The 20,886-nt window shown below is 44.2% G+C and carries 15 protein-coding genes; 5 read left to right on the top strand and 10 right to left on the bottom strand.

The genetic code is table 11. From position 1 onward, the window contains the following. Positions 1-147 precede the first annotated feature (147 nt). Entirely contained in the window at positions 148-942 is a 795-nt protein-coding gene (locus AAEY72_RS06075) for a 4'-phosphopantetheinyl transferase family protein (protein WP_352309849.1), read from the top strand. Positions 943-1,062: 120 nt separating this feature from the next. Here the strand turns inward: AAEY72_RS06075 and AAEY72_RS06070 are convergent, their stop codons facing one another. Continuing rightward, entirely contained in the window at positions 1,063-1,935 is an 873-nt protein-coding gene (locus tag AAEY72_RS06070) for a hypothetical protein (protein ID WP_352309848.1), read from the bottom strand. Positions 1,936-2,552: 617 nt separating this feature from the next. On the opposite strand from AAEY72_RS06070, the gene AAEY72_RS06065 reads away from it, so the two are divergent. Continuing rightward, positions 2,553-3,311 carry an IclR family transcriptional regulator gene (locus AAEY72_RS06065; protein ID WP_240215939.1) on the top strand — a complete coding sequence of 253 codons (759 nt, stop codon included), beginning with the start codon at positions 2,553-2,555 and terminating at the stop codon, positions 3,309-3,311. Between the two features lie 88 nt (positions 3,312-3,399). On the opposite strand, the gene mmsB is transcribed toward AAEY72_RS06065, so the two are convergent. From mmsB to AAEY72_RS06020, 9 genes are all read right to left on the bottom strand, one after another. Then, a complete protein-coding gene (gene mmsB / locus AAEY72_RS06060; protein ID WP_352309847.1) occupies positions 3,400-4,335 on the bottom strand; it encodes a 3-hydroxyisobutyrate dehydrogenase in 936 nt (311 codons plus the stop codon). A gap of 136 nt (positions 4,336-4,471) precedes the next feature. Continuing rightward, on the bottom strand, positions 4,472-5,704 hold the full coding sequence (locus AAEY72_RS06055; protein WP_352309846.1) for an enoyl-CoA hydratase/isomerase family protein: 1,233 nt from the start codon (positions 5,702-5,704) through the stop codon (positions 4,472-4,474). Between the two features lie 57 nt (positions 5,705-5,761). Then, on the bottom strand, positions 5,762-6,544 hold the full coding sequence (locus AAEY72_RS06050; protein WP_352309845.1) for an enoyl-CoA hydratase: 783 nt from the start codon (positions 6,542-6,544) through the stop codon (positions 5,762-5,764). A 105-nt stretch (positions 6,545-6,649) separates the two neighbouring features. Further along, entirely contained in the window at positions 6,650-7,810 is a 1,161-nt protein-coding gene (locus AAEY72_RS06045) for an acyl-CoA dehydrogenase family protein (RefSeq protein ID WP_010201119.1), read from the bottom strand. A 176-nt stretch (positions 7,811-7,986) separates the two neighbouring features. Continuing rightward, positions 7,987-9,471, bottom strand: a complete 1,485-nt coding sequence (locus tag AAEY72_RS06040; protein WP_189584786.1) for a CoA-acylating methylmalonate-semialdehyde dehydrogenase — start codon at positions 9,469-9,471, stop codon at positions 7,987-7,989. Positions 9,472-10,096: 625 nt separating this feature from the next. Next, positions 10,097-11,485, bottom strand: coding sequence for a GntP family permease (locus AAEY72_RS06035; protein ID WP_210540665.1), 1,389 nt, complete (start codon positions 11,483-11,485; stop codon positions 10,097-10,099). A 161-nt stretch (positions 11,486-11,646) separates the two neighbouring features. Next, the gene (locus AAEY72_RS06030) at positions 11,647-13,692 is read right to left on the bottom strand and encodes a propionate--CoA ligase (protein ID WP_352309844.1); all 2,046 of its coding nucleotides are present in this window, start codon (positions 13,690-13,692) and stop codon (positions 11,647-11,649) included. A gap of 246 nt (positions 13,693-13,938) precedes the next feature. Then, a complete protein-coding gene (locus tag AAEY72_RS06025) occupies positions 13,939-15,609 on the bottom strand; it encodes a fatty acid--CoA ligase (protein ID WP_352309843.1) in 1,671 nt (556 codons plus the stop codon). Positions 15,610-15,808: 199 nt separating this feature from the next. Beyond that, positions 15,809-16,963 (bottom strand): MFS transporter, encoded by a 1,155-nt coding sequence (locus AAEY72_RS06020; RefSeq protein ID WP_338103948.1) that lies wholly within the window; start codon positions 16,961-16,963, stop codon positions 15,809-15,811. A 596-nt stretch (positions 16,964-17,559) separates the two neighbouring features. Between AAEY72_RS06020 and AAEY72_RS06015 the strand changes: the two genes are divergently transcribed. The 3 genes from AAEY72_RS06015 (at position 17,560) to AAEY72_RS06005 (ending at position 20,758) form a co-directional block, all read left to right on the top strand. Next, a complete protein-coding gene (locus AAEY72_RS06015) occupies positions 17,560-18,510 on the top strand; it encodes a dienelactone hydrolase family protein (protein WP_352309842.1) in 951 nt (316 codons plus the stop codon). Between the two features lie 146 nt (positions 18,511-18,656). Continuing rightward, positions 18,657-19,412, top strand: coding sequence for a hypothetical protein (locus tag AAEY72_RS06010; protein ID WP_352309840.1), 756 nt, complete (start codon positions 18,657-18,659; stop codon positions 19,410-19,412). A 599-nt stretch (positions 19,413-20,011) separates the two neighbouring features. Beyond that, on the top strand, positions 20,012-20,758 hold the full coding sequence (locus AAEY72_RS06005; RefSeq protein ID WP_352309839.1) for a hypothetical protein: 747 nt from the start codon (positions 20,012-20,014) through the stop codon (positions 20,756-20,758). Positions 20,759-20,886: the final 128 nt, after the last annotated feature.

Here is a 20,886-nt window from a genome sequence, read left to right as displayed (position 1 = left end):
TAAAGCGTCATTCGCTTTATAAAAGCCCAGTAATATTAATATTGCTGGGCTTTTGAGTTTTTATTGCGCTAAGATAATGGAATCACTCATTTCCAAGCTTTTTATGCTAAAAATAGCTAACCCATTAATAATTATTAAATATAAACAATGCCAACCTTACCGTTAACTCATATTCAGTACACCCAGCTCGATCCGATGACATGGTGCGCAACCGCACAGGTGAGCGAACCACTGTATGTAGATACTAAAGCAATATGGGGTAAATCAGCACGCTTATCAGTTTCCCATATCTCAGATACGGATTTTCATAAGATACCTCGTATTAACTGGTATTACCATCCCTTGCAAAGCCAGTTATCCGTAAAAGAAGTTGCTCACAACCAACGTCAACGGCAGCGTAAAGGCGTTCGGTTACTGCTAAAAACATTGCTCAATAAGTTAAAAATCACTGATACCTTAGATGAATCAAGCTTCCCCTATCGACTGATTGAGAGTCAACATTATGTATGTTTCAGTCATACAGATTTGTGTCATCGAAGTGATAGCGGTAAAGATTCTGAGCATAACAACAGTAGAACCCTAAGCAATCATATCGCAGTAGCCATCAGTCGTCGCCATACCGTGGGGATCGATATAGAGACCAATGAGGTTGCATGGCATGTGGCGCAGCGTTTTTACCATCCTCATGAGACTGCTGCATTACAAGCATTACCCACAAGTGAACGTAGTGCTATCACTAAGCTGCTATGGCAAATAAAAGAAAGTTTTATCAAGGTTTATCAGTATAAGTTGGCACAAGGCTTAGGAGTGGATTATTCCTACTTAATGCCTAACCTGATCAACATCGTCAATGAAAACGCTGCTTTATCTGTCATCAGCGATAATAAGACTAGCTATCGCATTGTCGTTTTGCCCTCTCAGCAAACTGTTATCGTTTTTTAAATAATATTTGCAACAATCTCCGTAGATAATACTTCCTCTTTATTTTAAACGAAAAAAAACGACCCGAAGGTCGCCTTTTTTTATGCTTAATCTAAATACAGTGCTTAGACTGTGATTAGATTAGAAACGGTAAGTTGCACCAAGTTTAACAATTGGGAACCACTCTAACCAATCTTTATCTTCAAGTTCTTGCTCAGCGATATTAGCAACTTCGCTGCCTTTGATGGTTTGAGTAACACCTTGCTCATCTGTGTAATTTACGTCTGCATCTGGGTTAGTTGAACGAACCTTAGCATCTGTTTTACCCATATATGCTGCACCGATTTCGCCGAACACACCCCAGTTGTTGCCGATGTTAGGACGGAAGCCGATAGTACCATAAGGTGCTAGCTTGTTACGATGCTCTAAGCTACCTTCTAAGTTACCAGTTTGAGCAGCATTGTATTGAATACCGTCAAGCTCGAAGAAGTCACCATCAGCATTAGCAGTTACGTCGATATCGTTGTCAGGAACGATGATACCAGCACCCATAGTGAACCAGTTAGCTACAGGACGGTATTGAACACCTAGGTACGGGTTGCTGAAATCTGCATCAACTTCATAGTTTACGTCGTCAGCGTCAAAATCACCGCCGAAAAGGTCAGCTACATCACCACCTGCCCAACCGGCTTGTAGTTCAGTTTTTTCATTCATTGCCCAAGCAACGTTAGCGCCATAACCTAGTGTACCAACTTCAGCACTAACAGCGGCTGGATTAACAGCTGTTTGAAAGAAAGTTTTAGTACCACCAACAACTGCACCAGTCGTGTTGCGTACTATGCCAGCATCAGCATTGTATGCATAAGCAGGCTCAGCTTGGTAAGCAACAGCTACAGGCTCAGCTTCGTATACGACGGCATCAGCACTATCAACAACGATAACAGGTTCAGCAGCTAAAGCCGCAGTTGATGCTAAGATAGCAGCAGAGATTGCAGATAATTTAATAAGTTTCATAATTACTCTCCTAAAGTGTGAAATAACTCGCCCGTAAAAAATGATAATTTAGCTTTTTTTTAAACCACCATTTTGTTGAGCAGATTAAAACAATTTTGACTCAAAAAGTCACCCCTATAGACGCGTTTTTTATTTGCCATTATGTAAAGATTGCATAGAAATTGTAATAATTACTACACTAACCCGCAAAACTTCATGTTCTTGTTACACAACGCTCTCAAAGTAACTAAAGAGCACAGACATGAATATCAGCTGGCTTAATATTCATGTGATGGTATTACAAAATATGTCATTATGATGAATGAGCCGCTAAACCAACTCAATAGTAGTTAGTTAGCTTATTACTACCGTTTGTTGTGATTTGTGAGTTGACGTATCTTTTATTACTGATTTTGCTATTTGCGGTGTGATGAACATTTTAAATAAGATTGAACTGATAATCGTATGTTTATTTATGGTGTGATTAATTATAGCGTGAGTAGTGCTTGTCTGAGGCTAATATTATGCTAAATTAGATAGGCATATAGTATATACGTTAGCGTTGCCGATGCTTCACTCATCGTTCTGAACGTTTTTCTGTTCTCCGCCTTATTTTTTCTTACTATTGAGCCATTTTTATGCCTAAAGTATCGTCGATTACCCGTGTACTAGAAATCATAGAAGCGGTGTCCTATGCTTCAAAACCGCTTTCTCCACTTGAGCTGTCACAAGAGTTAGACATTCCTAAACCGACCATCCATCGATTGATTCAAAACTTAGTTGATGATGGTTTTTTGACCGTTGATATTGGTGGCGGTATTATTCCTGGCAAACGGGTACGCAATCTGAGCGTTGAGCTCTGGCAACAACGTCTATTCTTTAATGAAAGGCAGATGATCCTACAAAAGCTGGTTAACGAAATTAAAGAAACTTGCGGGATTGGTATTCCTTATCATATGGATATGATTTATACCAACCGTGCACAAACGACCTTACCATTGCAGATTTACCTCCCTGTAGGGGCAAAATCACCCATGTGGTGTACGGCGACAGGTAAGCTATATTTGAGCCAATTGTCTCCTACTAGCCGTCATAAAATATTGCAAGGTTTGCCACTAGATAAGTTCACCAAAAACACTATCACCGATATTGATGCATTGAATGCCGAGCTTGATCGTATCGCTGATACTGGTATCGGCATCGACAACGAGGAGTTTATCTCTGAGATGGTGGCAGTGGCTGTGCCTATATTGGACAAGAAGTCACGCTATCTGGCTTCATTATATTTGCACGCACCAACCATACGTGTGTCGTTAGACGAGCTGTTGACCCATGTACCACGACTGCGAAAAGCCGCGCAGGATGTGCAGACGCTAGTATATGACCTACAAAGTTAACAACATTGACAATCAAAACCAAACTCAAAAAAAGGTCTGCGCTAGTATTATAGCGCAGACCTTTTTTTATCTATAAGTCTTGATATTTCTAAGACAGCAACGATGCATCATGACGACCCATGATGCTAGAAAAGTCCCTATCACCATTCTCTACTGTGTGAGCTTCATACAGCTCTGTCGCCTTGGCACCCATTGGTGTCTCAACATTGGTGTCCTGAGCGGTTTGCATCGCAAGATTCAGGTCTTTTTGCATCAGCTTACTCATAAAGCCGCCTTTATAACCATTACTGGATGGCACATTTTCCATCACTTGCGGATAAGGGTTGTAGACTTCTAGTGTCCAGTTACGACCTGAGCTTTGTAGCATAATATCTGACAGCACTTTTGGATCTAAGCCGTTTTTGACACCTAAATTGATCGCCTCTGCTGTCCCTGCCATGAGAATACCTAACAGCATATTATTACAGATTTTCGCGACTTGTCCGGCACCGTGGTCACCTGCATGAAAGATATTTTTTCCCATAACGGCTAGTATTGGCTCTGCTTTGGCAAACGCATCAGCACTGCCGCCTACGATGAAAGTCAAACTGCCTGCAATAGCGCCGCCCGTACCACCGGAGACTGGCGCATCTAGGAAGTCGATGCCAAGCTCACTTGCCGCCTCTGCCACTGTCCTTGCATCAGCTGCGGCTATCGTACTGCTATCGATGACCAAGGTGCCTTTTGGTAAATTCGCCAGCAGACCACTATCTCCAAGATAGACAGAATGGACGTGCTTGCCAGCTGGTAACATGCTAATGACGACTTGCGCATTGCTTGCAGCATCTTTCGGGCTATCAGCCACGCTTGCACCCGCTTGCTGTAAGCGCTGAGTCGCGTCCTCAGACAAATCATAGACAGATAACGTATAACCTGCTTTTAACAAGTTTTCTGCCATCGGTGCGCCCATATTACCAAGCCCAATAAAAGCGATATTTGGCTTGGTAGTATCGTTATCGGTGGCATTTACATCCTTTATATTCATCTCATCATTCCTTGATGGTTAAGTATTGATCATGCGTGCAGGCATTGCTATATATAATGCTACATATATAGTTGTACGCTGTTCATTTGAGTTTAATTTATATTTAATATTTATATTGAATTGACACATCCAGTCTTTAACGCACCAGCTGATTGCCTGCTGCCTCATCACCCAACCAATCACCCAAGGGATGCTCGCCTTTAGAATAAGGGTTCACAAAGTGATGATGAATGTAATTCTGACCTTCGGTACTGAGACAGTCGGCTAATGAACGCGACCATTGCGGATTGCGATCTTTATCAATCAATAGCGCACGTACGCCTTCTTTAAAGTCAGGATTGGCCGCACAATGTACCGCCACATTGGTTTCTAAATATAGAACCTGCTCTATCGATAAATCTGTGACTTTATGATAAAGCGCATAGGTCAAAGCAACGGTCACTGGGCAACCTTGGCGATAAGTGGTCACTGCTCGCTGCGTCCAGCTATCATCAGCAAAATCTGCATCTAGATTTGCCAATGCCTCGTCGCTTTGTAGGAGTGCATCAATATCGCCTAGACCGCCGCTATTCATCAACTGCTGGATAGGTTGCCAATATGTTGCTAGCTTACTAGCAGGCAACTCGGCAACAGGCTGTGCTGCCAGTGCGCGGCTAACGATACTGTAGGCACTATTGTTATCACATTTATCCGTACTACTAGCTGCAACCTGCCAATCGCTCTGTTTTAAACTTTGTATGACGGCATCATAGTCACTACTGGCGACAGCATACTCTGCAAGGTTAGCCAACATTGCGTCGTTGCCATTGCACATCGCACCCGTTAGCCCCAAGAACAAACCTGCTTTGGCAGGCATACGTTGCAAAAACCAACTGCCAGAAGCATCAGGGAACAGTCCAATAGTCACTTCTGGCATCGCAAAGCGGGTGCGCTCGGTGACCAGACGATGGCTGCAACCTGACATCAATCCCATACCACCGCCCATAATAATACCGTCACCCCATAGTATTAATGGCTTAGTATAAAAGTGCATTTGGCGGTATAGACGATACTCATGGCTGAAAAACTCAGTCGCATAAGGGTTTGGCATTGGCGCAGTTTCCGACATACTGTCATAAAGCTTGCGGATATCTCCGCCAGCACAAAACGCCTTATCGCCTGCCCCTTTTAGTAGTATCGCCACTACTTGCTCATCACTTTTCCATTGCTCTAACTGTTGTGATAACAATTGACACATCTCAACACTTAAGGCATTGAGCGATTTGGGAGTATTTAACGTCATGATACCAATAAGATGGCCACATTCTGTCGGTTCAGTATTAAACAATACAGGCGCTGCTTGTTCTGTGTTTTCTGTTGCTGCTGTCATAAAAGAGACCTACCAAAATTAAAATGAGTAAAGTAAATATCAAGACATGCCTACAGACTATTTATTTTGCCACGTAGGTTTACGCTTCTCTAAAAACGCTTGTACGCCTTCGCGCTGATCATTGGTGTCAAACAATTTCACGAAAGCTTCGCGCTCATGGATAAGGTTTTGCGCAGGCGGGGTATTTCTAGCAGCTTGGATAAGTGTTTTAGAATAGCTGACGGCAACGGGTGATTGCTTAGCGACTTTTTGCGCAAGCTGTTGTGCTGCTTGTAGCCCTTCCCCTTTAGCAGCGACTTCTTCAACCAAGCCGATACGTAACGCTGTCTCTGCATCAACGCGCTCGCCGCACAATATCATGCGCTTTGCCCAGCCTTCACCTACTAGAGCTGTTAGATTCTGTGTGCCACCCGCGCATGGCAATAAGCCAACACCAGCTTCTGGTAAGGCCATCTGTGCATGTGCTTCTGCGATACGGATATCGCATGCCAACGCACACTCAAGTCCGCCGCCCATGGCATAGCCGTTGATAACCGCAATACTGACACCGCGATAAGCCGACAATGCTTCAAACGCGTCGCCAAAAGCGATGGCCATGCTTATTGCTCGACCCTTGTCACCATCTGAGAAATTCTTTAAATCCGCACCCGCTGAAAAGAACTTCTCACCATCACCATGAATGATTAAGGCATAAACATCCTCATTGGCGTTAAGATCAGTCACCAGCTGCTTTAGCGCAGGTAGACTATCCATTGTCCATGTATGGGCTGGCGGGTTATTCAATGTCACAGTAGCAGTATGACCGTCGATCGATAACTTGAGATTGGTATAATCCGTCATAAATAGTCCTTTATTTTATCTGAATTTGGTATGGTTTATTGGTTGGGCGCTAGGTACAAAAGCTGCAGCTAATCATAGCTAAGCCAGATTAGCTGACTAATGCAGTTAACGTAATTGATCCAACGCATCATCTTGCAATAGCTGACGCGAAACAATCACTCGCATAATCTCATTGGTGCCTTCCAAAATCTGATGCACACGCAAATCTCGTACATGGCGCTCAAGTGGATATTCATTTAGATAGCCATAACCACCGTGTAGCTGTAGTGCTTCATTGGCGACATCAAAACAAAGGTCAGTCGAGAGACGCTTTGCCATGGCGCAGTAGGTAGACGCTTGTCCATCATTGTTATCGACTTTACTAGCCGCCAAATACAGCATTTGCCGTGCAGTAATGGTTTGAGTCAGCATGTCAGCAAGCTTGAACTGTACTGATTGCAAGCTGGCAATCTGGCTACCAAATTGACTACGCTCCTGCACATAATTGGTTGCGGTCTCTAGCGCTGACTGTGCCGTACCAACTGCACAGATACCAATATTGATACGTCCACCATCTAAGCCTTTCATAGCGATACGAAAGCCTTGACCTTCCTCGCCTATTAAGTTTTCTGCTGGCACTTTGACGTCTTTAAAGCTAATGGTTCGCGTTGGCTGCGCTTTCCAGCCCATCTTATGCTCATTTTTGCCATATTCAATACCAGCGCTATGCGCATCGATAACGAATGCTGAGATGCCTTTTGGCCCTGCGCCACCTGTCCGTGCCATTACTACCAAGACATCAGTCTCACCAGCACCGGAGATAAAGGCTTTTTCCCCATTAAGCACATAATGGTCGCCTTGCTTATCAGCTTTGGTACGCAATGAGGCTGCATCAGAACCAGCATTAGCTTCCGTTAAGCAGTAGCTGCCAAGCCATTCACCGCTGACCATCTTCGGCAAATATTTTTTGCATAGGACATCGCTACCATATTCACCGATCATCCAGCCTGCCATATTATGAATACTCATATAAGCCGCCACAGACGTATCACCCCATGCCAACTCTTCAAAAACCATAGCAGAATCTAAGCGCGGTAATCCTAAACCGTCATAGTCTGGATTGGTATACAGCCCCAAAAACCCAAGCTCACCTGATTTTTTGATAACATCGACTGGGAAATGTGAGGTGCGATCCCACTCAGCGGCATTTGGCTTTAGCTCTTTTTGCGCAAACTGTCTGGCAGTTTGGCGAAAGGCAATTTGGTCGTCTGTCAATGAGAAATCCATAAGATCATCCTTGTGCTTGCAAAGCAAATATGGTGACTCAGGTTTGATGAGTCATTCGTTTAATATCGTTTATACAGTATAGCAGTGGCATAACGACCATCACAAAATTATGCTTTGATATTAAAAAACATATTAAACATGAGTGGCGCTATACCACACGTATAGCGGATTAACGATTAAATTGAAATAGTGGTATTGACGCCGCGGCTTGCCTCATCATCAAACCAACGCGCAGTTACCGTCTTGGTCTGAGTATAGAACTGAACGGCTTGCTTACCATAAGGACCGAGATCACCAAGTTTGCTGGCACGTGAGCCTGAGAATGAGAACATCGGTAGCGGCACAGGAATCGGCAAGTTGATACCGATTTGACCGACCTGAATGTCTTGCTGGAATTTATGCGCTGCAGCACCTGACTGGGTAAAGATAGCCGTACCGTTACCATGTGGATTGGCATTCAGCAGCTCAATCGCTTCATCAAGGCTGGCGGCACGCATGATGCAAAGCACTGGACCAAAAATTTCTTCTTTATAAATCTGCATATCGCTTGTGACATTATCAAAGATAGTTGGCCCGACGAAGTTGCCTTTTTCATAGCCTTCGACGGTGATACCGCGACCATCAAGCAGTAGACTAGCGCCTTCTTCTACGCCCGTACCAATCAAATGCTCAACACGAGCCTTGGCGGCAGGAGAAATCAGCGGGCCTAAGTCTTTATCATGCTTACCAGCTGAGACGATTAAGCCTTCTGCTTTGGCTTTAATGTCATCAATCCACTCACCAGCAGCACCGACCAACACCACGACTGACAGCGCCATACAACGTTGACCAGCAGCACCAAAGGCGGCACCCGCTAGTTGATTAAGTGTTTGCTCTTTATTGGCATCAGGTAAGATAACGCCATGGTTTTTGGCACCCATCATACACTGGGCACGCTTGCCTGATTTGCTGGCACGCTCGTAGACGTGTTTGCCAACGTTGGTTGATCCAACAAAAGAAACCGCCTTGATATCGGGATGGTCACAAATCGCATCAACGGTCGCTTTGCCGCCATGTACCACGTTTAGTACGCCTTCGGGTACGCCCGCTTCGACTGCCAGCTCCACCAAACGCATGGTGACCATTGGATCTTGCTCAGAAGGCTTTAAAATAAAAGTATTGCCCGTAGCAATCGCCATCGGGAACATCCAAAGCGGAATCATCGCTGGGAAGTTAAAGGGTGTAATGCCTGCACAGACGCCAAGTGGCTGCCAAATACTGTAGGTATCCACATCTGAAGCCACGTTTTCAACGAAATCGCCAACCTGTAAATTTGCAATACCTGCGGCATGCTCAACCACTTCTAGGCCACGGAATACATCACCACGGGCATCTGCAATCGTTTTGCCTTGTTCAGCGGTCAAGATTGCTGCCAGTTCATCCATATGCTCACGGATCAACGCTTGGTATCTTAAAAAGATACGAGCACGAGTGGTAATCGGTGTTTTGCGCCAAGTCTGAAAAGCCGCTTGGGCAGCAGCAACGGCTTGATTGATTTCATCATCTGTGGTCTGTGGAACTTTGGCAATGACTTCTTGGGTGGCAGGATCGGTGATATCAATCCACTCGCTGGTATTAGAATCAACAAACTGGCCATTGATGAGCTGCTGAACGTGGTGCATAAGATATCCTTATCTTGTTTGCGAGACTACCGCGTAACGGTATCTTTATAGTTATGAGGAGGAGTAAAAATTCATAGGTTGCTACAAATCATATTAATTATAAAATGATTTATTACGTATCGTTATTGACTATAACAATAAAACAATTTTAGGGTCAAGGGCTTTGTTGAAGTTTTAGTAAAGGAATTCCTTCTAAAGAAAAATATCCTTGTTAGTATGGGCGCTGGTAAAAGCCTATTAGCCTTCCGAGTGGTATTTTTGACGGTAAATATGGACGCTAGACCTGAACGTTAAACCTGAACGTTAAACATAGACATCATAAATTTATATCAGCCATTATCTATTGATATAGTCAGGGCACTGTTAAACCGCTACGGTGTTACCCGTCCTAAATGCGCTCAGTGTACTAGCTGCGCTCGGTCGCCTTGTAGCGATTCTAAAATTCTTTGACTATAGCTGAAACACCAAGAGTAAAATTTAGGAACAAAAAAAGCCCATGAGAGTCCATGAGCTCAAAGGTGAAATATGAGTAAAAAACAACATAAGTAGCAATATAAACAAATTTTATATATAAATTAAAGCGTTTACCTTGTTTCTAGGTAACAAACTATCATTCTACAAAGGATTAAAACGACCCAAACATTGTTCCTAAGGTAATCACTGTGATTAGTGCTATCAACGGGACTAAGACAGCCGTCACAAAGATATCTCTATAGGACTCTCTATGGGTGAGCCCACAAATAGCGAGCATGGTTATGATAGCCCCGTTATGTGGTAATGAGTCCAGCCCACCTGCCGCTAAAGAAGCGATACGATGCATCAGTTCAGGGTCAATATTATACTGCTCTGCCAATTGCATATAACTTGCGCCCATAATCTCTAGGGCAATACCCAACCCACCAGACGCTGATCCTGTGATACCCGCTAAAACATTAATCATGATCGCTTCAGATATCAATGGATTGCCTGGCGCAAACCCCATAAGGTACTGTTTGATAATGGCAAAGCCTGCAAGCGTCGCAATAACAGACCCATAGCCCACCTCTGATGCCGTATTAAAAATCGGCAGTAAAGATCCCATAGCGCCTTTGTTTAAACTTTCTTTTACACTGTCCATTCTTCTAAAATTAAATGCCATAACAAAAATACAAGCCAAAACCAACGATAAAATTATGGACCAAATACCAATGACCGAGCTTAGTTCTACCCCTCCAAATTTTTCATCAGCTAAGTAGCTGTTGCTCCACAAAGGTATTATGATTTTTGAAAAGACATAATTGCCTGATATGACGATGACAATGGGCAGTAGTGCTAGCCAGAAATTGGGTATATCGTTGTTCGAAGGGCTGTCTTGTTCATTTAAGGTATGATTGCCATACCCTTCATTATTCACACGGGCAATACGAAGTTGGCGACTCATCCATAACATACCGCCACCCAGCATAATTATTGCGGCAATAATGCCTAATCCAGGCGCTGCAAATGCATCTGTCTCAAAGTAAGGCATGGGAATAGCGTTATGAATTGAAGGGGTACCCGGTAATGCGGTCATGGTCAGTGTTAAGGCACCAATACAAATTGCACCCGGTATCAGTCTTTTGGGAATATTGACGTGTCTGAACAAAGCAGCGGCAATCGGGTATATGGCAAAAGTAACCACAAAAGCGGATACCCCGCCATAAGTAAGAATAGCGCAAGCCAATACCACCGATAGCATGGCATGCTTGTCTCCTAATCTTGTCACTAAAGTTTTGGCAATGGCATAAGCATAGCCTGAGTCTTGCATCAGCTTGCCAAAAATAGCCCCGAGTAAGAATAAGGGAAAATACTTAACCGCAAAGCTGCCCATCCCCTCCATAAATATCTGGGTATACATTCCCATGCTTTGACTGCCAACGCCGCTTAGAACAACAGCTAGAATGGCAAGAACAGGGGCTAGTATTAAAACACTCACTCCTCGATAAGCAAAATACATTAACAATACCAAAGACAATACAATGGCAAAAATATCCATAACAGCAACTTCCTTTAACGCAAACGAATAAGTCGTAGAAATGCACTGGGTAAAATTGGGTATTTTCTTAAAGTGTGCCAGATATTCGACCATAGCTCCGACAGAGACTATTTTTGAAGATCAAACACACTCTAACCAATAAAACCTAGGCTGATTATTTTCTAATAATCTTTCATAGACTGCTTAATCGCATCAATCGCTGCTGGATTGTCGAGTGTTGACATATCTCCTGTGGGCTTGTTTTCGGCCAGCGCACGTATGGCGCGGCGTAGTATTTTACCAGAACGCGTCTTTGGTACTGATTGCGGAAAATAAACCGCTGCTGGACGCGCAATACCACCCAGCGACTTGACGACTGCGCCAATGATTTGTTGCTCAAGGCGAAAGCGGTTTTCGGTTGTGGCCACTTGGGTGTGGTCTCTTAGCACACAAAACGCGATGGGTAACTCGCCTTTGAGCTCATCATGAATGCCCACAACAGCACACTCAGCCATCTCAGGATGGGTGCTAATCGCCTCCTCAATCTCTTGAGTACCAATCCGATGACCAGCGACATTGATGACATCATCGGTACGGCCGAGGATATAAAAGCAACCATCCTCATCAGTTACGGCATAGTCTGATGTAGAGTACTCATTGCCATCAGCTAAACTAAAGTAGCTGCTAATAAAGCGCTCATCGTTACGCCATACGGTTGTCAGGCAACCAGGTGGTAGTGGCGCAGTAATTGCCAGCAAGCCTTTTTCGCCCGCAGCACAACGCTCGCCTGTTTTTTCATTGATCACATGCGCATCATAGCCATACATCGGATAACCAGGTGAGCCTTGCTTGTGCGGTTTATCATCAAATTTTGGGGTATTGCTTAGGATGGGCCAGCCGGACTCAGTCTGCCAGTAATGATCTAAAATAGGCACACCCAGATGTTTCTTTAACCAATCTGCTGTGGACTGATCAAGCGGCTCACCGGCTAAAAAGAAAGATTTAAGACTAGAGACATCATAGCGTGTCATCCAAGTTTCATCTTGCTTTTTGAGCATACGCACACCTGTAGGCGCGGTGAAAAGAATATTCACCTTGTTGGCCTCAACGATACGCCACCAGATGCCCGGATTGGGACGGTGCGGTAGACCTTCGTACATAACGCTGGTCATACCTGCCAGCAATGGCGCATAAATAGTATAAGAGTGCCCCACTGCCCAGCCAATATCGGATATCGCCCAAAAAGTCTCACCGGCTTTACCATCATAAATATAATCCATCGAGGTCGTTAACGCCACGGCATGACCGCCCGTGTCACGCTGCACCCCTTTTGGCGTACCGGTCGTACCAGAGGTATAAAGTAGATACGATGGGGTGTTGGACTCTAACCATACTGGCTCAACGATGGCATTGGCCTCGCAGCTGATGCGGCGCTCAGTCGCATAATCGATATCTATCGCTTGCGCTGCAAAAGGTAAAATACCACGATCAACGACCAATACATGCTCAGGCTTGGCTGTCGCTTGCTCTACCCCTTGATTGACAAGGTTTTTGTAATTAATAACTTTACCACCGCGCAGACCAGCATCGACCGTGATGACCATTTTTGCCTCGGCATCATCCATACGAATGGCTAAATTGTGCGCGGCAAACCCACCAAATACCACTGAATGAATGGCACCGATACGCGCACAAGCCAACATGGCATAAGCAGCTTCCAAAATCATCGGCATATAAATAATGACTCGATCGCCCTCTCCAACACCATGACGTTGCAGCACATCTGCGAAATAGTTGACCTCTTTATACAAGTCATTATAGGTTAGGCGACGCTTGGTATAGTCTGTATAGAACTCAACGTTATTGCCCAAATCGCTAAAAGCATCAGCCACGGTGGGAAAGGTTTCTATCAGCTCTTGATTGATCTCTGAGGACAGCCAAATAAAAGCATCTTGCTCAGCACGATCAGGCAGATGGCGATCGACGCAGTTATAGCAGAGATTGGTCTCACCGCCGACGAACCATTTAGCAAACGGCAAATTACTGTCATCAAGGATTTGTTCTGGCTCTTTATGCCAGTAGATACGTTTCGCTTGCTCTGCCCAGAATTGCTCGCGATCGTTGATAGAGCTGTGGTAAATATCAGCAAAGCTCGGGATCTGAGTGGCTGGAGTTTGGCCGTTTTCAGAAAGTTCGGTTGCCACTTGGTTGTTGATTGGGTCGCTCATAATAGCTGTCCTTAGCGTAAACAAGATATGATGCAATATAGTTTTGAATATAGTTGTGATAAACAATATCGTAATGAGGTACTGGTCATCCGTGCCAGAACTGAAAAAACCGATACATAATGTATCGGTTTAAAATGTAGCAGAGCTAACAATAAAGGTCAACTGTTAAGCGTTTAATCTGTTCGATCATAATGAACATTTAAATACTTTAACAGCTAACGACTTTAGATAATAAGACACGTAAAGTTATACTTCGGTCTGATCGGCATACATCTCACGCATGACTTTTTTATCATGCTTGCCTACAGAAGTTTTGGGCAATTCATCAACGAACTTAAACTGACTGGGCACACCATACTTAGGGATGATACCGCGCTCTACCGCTTTCTCAGCAATGGCTTTGATATCTTCGACTTTGGTCTCTTGAGCGTTAGGCTTGAGCACCACTAATGCCAATGGACGCTCGCCCCACTGCTTATCACGAACGCCAATGACCGACACATCAGCCACTGATGGATGTAGCGACAAAATCGTCTCAATCTCTAATGATGAAATCCACTCGCCACCTGATTTAATCACATCTTTTAGACGGTCCGTGATTCTAATGTAGCCATCAGGGCGTACATAGGCAATATCCTGAGTATGCATATAGCCGTTTTCCCACAGCTCTTTGCCAGCGTCATCATTTTTTAGATAGCTTTGGGTCAACCACGGTGCGCGCAGTACCAGCTCGCCCGTATTTTCTTCACCCATGCCAACTGACTCATTACTTGTACTCCATATCTGGGCGTCCACCATGACCACGGGCTTACCAGTCATACAACGGCGAGCGATGTCTTCTTCTTCCGTCATTTCTGGCTCGTTGAGGCTAAATTCTGTCAGGCTAATGAGCGGCGCTGTTTCCGACATACCGTAGCCCGTATAGACTTCGATATCTTGCGCCAATGCAGACTTTGCCAACCCTTCGGTCAATCTTGAACCACCAATGATCATTTTTAGACCATTAAAACTGGCACCTCGATCTTGCGCTTCCTTGAGTACCATTTGCAGAATCGTCGGCACACAATGGGTGATGCTGACTTTTTCGTTGATAATTAAATCGAGCAAAGTATCAGGCGCATAACGTCCCGGATAGACTTGCTTTAGACCAACCATGGTCGCGGTAAACGGGAAACCCCATGCATGCACATGAAACATCGGCGTCATCGGCATATAAACATCGCCGTTACTCACGCCTTGTTTGTTCGGCAACATACCCAGTGTGGCGGCTTCTGCCATACTATGTAGTACCAACTGACGATGACTAAAGAACACGCCTTTTGGATCGCCTGTGGTGCCTGAGGTATAAAAAGTCGTCGCAATCGTGTTTTCATCAAAATCTGGAAACTCAAAAGTATCATCAGCGGCTTCTAGCAATGCCTCATACTCACCCGTTACGCGACTTTGGTTATCACCAAAAACGCCTTCTACCGTCATGCCGTTATCATCTAGCCAAATAATATGCTCGATACTGGAGTTTTCAAACTGATAATCCTTTACCAGTGCGGCAAACTCAGAGTTAAGCATCAACACTTTTGGTTTTGCATGATTAATGGTGTACAGCACTTTTTCTGGTGATAGACGGATATTGACGGTCTGCAAAATATACTGCGACATCGGCACCGCAAAGTAGGATTCTAAATAGCGATGGCTATCCCAATCCATGACGGCAACCACATCACCAGTATCAAGATTCAGGTCGGCTAAAACATTGGCCAAGCGATTGATACGATTAAACAGATCTTTATAAGTGAAGCGCTTTTTATCCGCATAAACGATTTCTTGATCTTGTGAGACGGTTTTGGCACGGTTTAACAATTGCTTAATCAGTAATGGGAACTCATAAGCAGCTGGCGCACTGTGATAGATATTTGACATAAATCTGACGTCCTTGTTGATAATTTTAATGGTTATTAAAGGGTTTGAGGCGAACTGAAATTATTATTTTAATAAAAAATATGCTCGACAAACCTTGTAATGATAGTAAGAAAAAACCTCAACCATGTAAAGGCTGCTTACGTAAGTATTAGGATAGTAGCTGTGATTTTTATGTCATATTTGACGGGCTGTATATAGGTTAAGTGGTTCGGGGTTTGGTTTTTATCATGCCAAAACTGGCGACCGATAATGCCAATACTTGCACGAATAATAGCAACCATACGGTAAGTGACCATTGACCGCGCGCGTACGCTATCCCGCACAGCCATGCCCCTAGAGTGCCACCTGCATAATAGCCCATATAGTATAAACCAGAAGCCAGTGAGCGACCTTTTTTGACATTGACCGCGATATAGCTAATCGTTGCCGCCTGAGTGACAAACACGCCAGAGGACATAATCGCGAGCCCTACGACAATACCCCAAAGTGGCGTCACCAGCGTCAATAACATCCCAAATATCGACACAATAACGGCCACCCGAACGGTTCGTGCTGAACCGAATCGACGTAGCAATGTAGAGGACAATGGCGTAATGACTACCCCAATTAAGTACACCGCAAAAATATTGGCCAGCGCACCCGTACCGAGCTCATATGGCGTGCCTGTTAGGTGCAAATTAATAAAGGTAAAACAGCCAACTAATGAGAATAATACACAAGCACCAAGCAAACAGGCGGTCACAACGTAACGATTGGTCAAATGCTCACCCAGCGTCTGTATCGCTGAGCGAAAGTTCGGATTGGCCTCAAAGTGACGCGATGAGGGTAGCATCTTACCGACCCAGAGCGCACCTATCAGCGTCATCGCTGCCATCACATAATAGCCGGCACGCCAGCCGATAAGCTCGTGTAAATGCCCGAGCAAAAACCGCCCCATAAAGCCGCCAAACACCGAACCTGAGACATAAAATGACATCAACTCAGTGACAGCCCGTCCCTCAAACTCTTCTCCGATATAGGCAATGGTCACCACGGTAATACCGGGCACAGAGAGTCCTTGTATGAAGCGCCATATACCCATCCAACCAATGCTAGGGCTTTGCGCAATGAGCGCCGTCGGTATCGCTAAAAATAGCAAAGCACCAACGATAAATGACTTACGCCCGACCGCATCAGAGAGCATGCCCAAAAACGGTGACATGATGGCGATTGCTAACACGGTTGCCCCAACGATCATACCGGCTTGCACTTCAGTCGCCGCAAAATCTACCATTAGGACGGGTAGCACCGCTTGAATAGAATACACTTGTAAAAAAGCGAACATGCCAATCAAGCCAAAGGTGAGCTTTAACACCCATGACGTTGAATGATTTGGTGAGACAGAAGGCTGTGGGACGGTATTTTGGGTCTGGTCGTTAGAATGATTCACAAGAAGGCTGACTTTATTGGTTATGCCACGACAGTGATACACACCTGTTATTGGCTTGGATGAGAGACGGGTGACAGAGCTATGTTATAAACACGCTGCACAATAAATCTAGTTGCACAATAAATCCAGAAGGTAAGTAAATCCAGAAGGTAAGACAGTCTCTTTAAATGATACATTCATATCGTAAAGACAAGCGGTTTATGTTATCACATCAAGCCATATACTCGGTTCTAGATGTGTTATTGGCACTACATTAGCTTTGTTATTTAACCAATAGATACCGACGATTTTATGTCTATGATGCCCACACCACCTATAGAAATTCACTTCTTTAAAGCAGCCTCGCTTTACCTCTAAATTTGCACTGCTACCTAGTCGCATTCGATACCGTGCAGACAGCGCACAGCTTTGACAATGACAAGATTAATGTCTACTATTGTTTTGCCTTAAGTATAAGATAAAACAATACAAATAAGCCGCTCAGCACAAGTACACGACTTTCACTTAAAAGAATATTTATCATGATAAAAAATGCTTGGCTTAAAAAAGCCACTATCGCCATGGGCGCACTGATTTTTTCTGTGCCAACTTTGGCTGAAGTCAGTTTATCAGAAACCACGACTATTTCAGCAAACGAAGCATTACCATCAGTGCCAACATTACCAACATTACCAACAGTGCCATCAGACTGTATTGCTAACAGCGCGATCACAGCAGCGGCGCTTTCTGATACTCGTGATAACGGCCCCTTCTCTGTCAGTACCAAACACGTTGCGCGCCAATCAGCAAAAGGCTTCGGTGGTGGCACGATTCACTACCCAACCGATGCTATCGGTTGCGGCTTGTTAGGTGCTATCGCTGTGGTTCCGGGTTACGTGTCTTACGAGGCTGCTATCAAATGGTGGGGACCGCGTTTGGCTTCTTGGGGATTCGTCGTTATCACTATCGATACCAACTCTATCTACGACGATCCAGATAGTAGAGCTACTCAATTGAATGCCGCACTAGACCACATAATCGCTGATGATACCGTTGGCAATAAGATAGATCCTAAGCGATTGGGCGCTATCGGCTGGTCTATGGGCGGTGGCGGTGCGCTTAAGCTAGCAAAGGAGCGCAGCACAGTACGAGCCATCATTCCACTCGCACCCTATCATGACAAAAGCTATGGCGAGGTAAAGACACCAACTTTAGTCATCGCCTGCGAGCGTGACCGTATTGCCACCAATGAGAAATATACCAATGTTTTTTATCATAATGCCACCGGCCCCAAGATGAAAATTGAGGTGGACAATGGCAGTCATTTTTGTCCAACCTACCGCTTTAACGAGATACTGCTGAGTAAGCCTGGTATCGCGTGGATGCAGCGCTATATCAATAATGACACACGCTTCGATAAATTTTTATGTGCCAACGAAAACTACAGCAAAAGCCCACGTATCTCTGCTTATGATTATAAAGACTGTTCGTAAAGCGGTGTATAGGAATGGTGACATTTGCTTTAATTACTCCTTTATTTGCGTACTATTATGACTTGAGAAAACTTAATATGACTTAAGAAAATTTAAATTTAGCGATGACTTTTAAATTGGCTATGACTTAAAGGAGACTGTCTACAATGAAAGACCAGATACATGATTTGGGTGCAGGTTTTTGGAATATTCGCGGCTCGTTCGTGAGACAAGGCATGATCGATATAGGCAATCAATCAGCATTGGTAAAATTATCCTCTGGAAAGTTTGTGCTGCTGGACAGTTATACGCTCACTGGGGAGGTCCGCGCGCAAGTGATGGCGCTGACCAATAATGGGCAGGACATAGAAGCGGTACTCAATGTGCATCCTTTTCATACGGTGCACTGTGCGCGAGTAGCAAAAGACTTTCCACATGCTCTATTTTATGGCAGTGCACGTCACCATAAGGAAGTGCCAGAAGTGAATTGGAGCGCAGATTACGTTGAAAGTGCAGCGGTCGCCGAGCGTTATCCTGAGCTTGAATTTTCACTGCCAAAAGGCATTCACTATATTGCCCCTGATGACTCTGTGCACTCAAGCTCGCTCTTGGTATTTCATCCTGCCAGCCAAAGTCTATATGTCGACGATACCATCGAGACGCCACCTTCGAAGCGATTTAATGCGGTACAAGCAGGTATAAACTTACATGCTACGACCATAAAAGCACTCAAAGATGAGCCAAATGCTGGCAAAGATTATTGTGATTGGGCCATCAACTTGGCGCATGACTGGTGTGACGTGCGCAATTTTTGTAGTGCGCATTCAGGTTTGGTAGTGTTTGAAGAAGGTGAATTTGAGGCGGCGCTATTGGCTACTATTGACAGCGCCCGTCCTGAGCTTGAAAAAGCTTGCATGACTTAAACAAATCCAAGAAACAATAATAAATCACAAGCGTAAAAAAGCTATCAACATCAAAAAACGCTGAAAAAATATGGGTGGTTCATCACAATTTGTATTGAACTCATGATGTCGATGGGATATTGCCGTCTTTGACATCCTTTTTATAACAGACTTTATGCCTGTCATACGTCATTATCCATATCTTGGTATTTATAGTTGCTTATATTTAGTGGCTTAAACTTAGTGACTTATATTTAATTGCTTATATTTAGGGTCTGTTGAACATTCAAATATTAGGACTGCTGATGCTAAAATCGCATCAAACTAGGCGTAAACCGACGATAATGTCGAGACCTTAGCTAGGTTTACAACAACGTTTGGGGTGATTTTAGCATCAGCCTTTCAGGGCAGGGCTATTTTTTGCCAATACATGGCGAAATTGTCTAGCCTAGAATGACTAGGCGTCAAAAATTGCACTGCGTATTGTCTAAAAAATAGCCACTGCCAATACCACATTTGAATGTTCAACAGACCCTAGTGATTTACTATTTTTATAGTCACCCATAACTACCCTATTAAATTGCTACACCTCATCATTGATCAATTAAGGAACAATATTTATGACAGACAAAATTATAGATTTAGGCTCAGGATTTTGGAACATACGCGGAACATTCCGTATTGGTGGCGTGCTAAATATCGGCACTCAGTGCTCGCTGGTCAAGCTGGCATCGGGACGCTTTATATTTTTGGACAGTTACGCCTTAACGGGTGACGTTCGAGATGAAGTCATGGCACTAACCAATAATGGTCAAGATGTTGAAGCGGTACTTAACGTTCATCCTTTCCACACGGTGAGCTGTGCACAAATGGCAAAAGACTTTCCGCAAGCCACTATGTATGGCAGCAGCCGTCATCATAAAAAAATGCCAGAGATCAAATGGGCAGAGGATTTGGTTGAGAGCGAAGCGGTGGCACAGCGCTACCCTGAATTAAAATTTTCGTTATCTGAAGGTGTCCACTATATCTCGCCTAACGAGATGATCCATGCAGGTTCTTTATTGGCTTATCACCCTGCCAGCCAGAGCTTACACGTTGATGACACTTTTATGAGTCCCCCAATGAAATTACTAGAGGCAGTGTTACCTGAGCTGATATTGCACCCTACTACCAAAAAAGCCCTCACAAACGAGCCAAATTCTGGTGCACAATATTGCGATTGGGCGACCAACTTGGCACACGAATGGCGCGACGTTCGCAATTTCTGCGCGGCGCATTCTTATCTGGTTCGATTTAAAGAAGGTGAGTTTGAAAAAGCACTGCTAAAAGCCATTGATAAAGCACGTCCAAAGCTAGAAAAATCATAGCTTGTACTATATTTTGACCGACGTATTTTGTAAAAAAAAGGGCTGCCATTTTGAACTGACCCCCATAAGTTGGACACAACTTATGGGGGTTATTTTATGAAGTATGACATCGACTTTAAACTAAGGGT

Source organism: Psychrobacter sp. W2-37-MNA-CIBAN-0211 (assembly GCF_040309405.1).
Classification (GTDB): Bacteria; Pseudomonadota; Gammaproteobacteria; order Pseudomonadales; family Moraxellaceae; genus Psychrobacter; species Psychrobacter glaciei.
This window is presented reverse-complemented; position numbering and strand designations above follow the sequence as displayed.

Bases quoted from the DNA above. Each gene is read 5' to 3' on its own strand.
- AAEY72_RS06035 (WP_210540665.1), bottom strand. From the start codon at position 11,485: ATGGATATTTTTGCCATTGTATTGTCTTTGGTATTGTTAATGTATTTT.
- AAEY72_RS06045 (WP_010201119.1), bottom strand. From the start codon at position 7,810: ATGGATTTCTCATTGACAGACGACCAAATTGCCTTTCGCCAAACTGCC.
- AAEY72_RS06070 (WP_352309848.1), bottom strand. From the start codon at position 1,935: ATGAAACTTATTAAATTATCTGCAATCTCTGCTGCTATCTTAGCATCA.
- AAEY72_RS06040 (WP_189584786.1), bottom strand. From the start codon at position 9,471: ATGCACCACGTTCAGCAGCTCATCAATGGCCAGTTTGTTGATTCTAAT.
- mmsB (WP_352309847.1), bottom strand. From the start codon at position 4,335: ATGAATATAAAGGATGTAAATGCCACCGATAACGATACTACCAAGCCA.
- AAEY72_RS06075 (WP_352309849.1), top strand. From the start codon at position 148: ATGCCAACCTTACCGTTAACTCATATTCAGTACACCCAGCTCGATCCG.
- AAEY72_RS06015 (WP_352309842.1), top strand. From the start codon at position 17,560: ATGATAAAAAATGCTTGGCTTAAAAAAGCCACTATCGCCATGGGCGCA.
- AAEY72_RS06030 (WP_352309844.1), bottom strand. From the start codon at position 13,692: ATGAGCGACCCAATCAACAACCAAGTGGCAACCGAACTTTCTGAAAAC.
- AAEY72_RS06050 (WP_352309845.1), bottom strand. From the start codon at position 6,544: ATGACGGATTATACCAATCTCAAGTTATCGATCGACGGTCATACTGCT.
- AAEY72_RS06055 (WP_352309846.1), bottom strand. From the start codon at position 5,704: ATGACAGCAGCAACAGAAAACACAGAACAAGCAGCGCCTGTATTGTTT.
- AAEY72_RS06065 (WP_240215939.1), top strand. From the start codon at position 2,553: ATGCCTAAAGTATCGTCGATTACCCGTGTACTAGAAATCATAGAAGCG.
- AAEY72_RS06005 (WP_352309839.1), top strand. From the start codon at position 20,012: ATGACAGACAAAATTATAGATTTAGGCTCAGGATTTTGGAACATACGC.
- AAEY72_RS06010 (WP_352309840.1), top strand. From the start codon at position 18,657: ATGAAAGACCAGATACATGATTTGGGTGCAGGTTTTTGGAATATTCGC.
- AAEY72_RS06025 (WP_352309843.1), bottom strand. From the start codon at position 15,609: ATGTCAAATATCTATCACAGTGCGCCAGCTGCTTATGAGTTCCCATTA.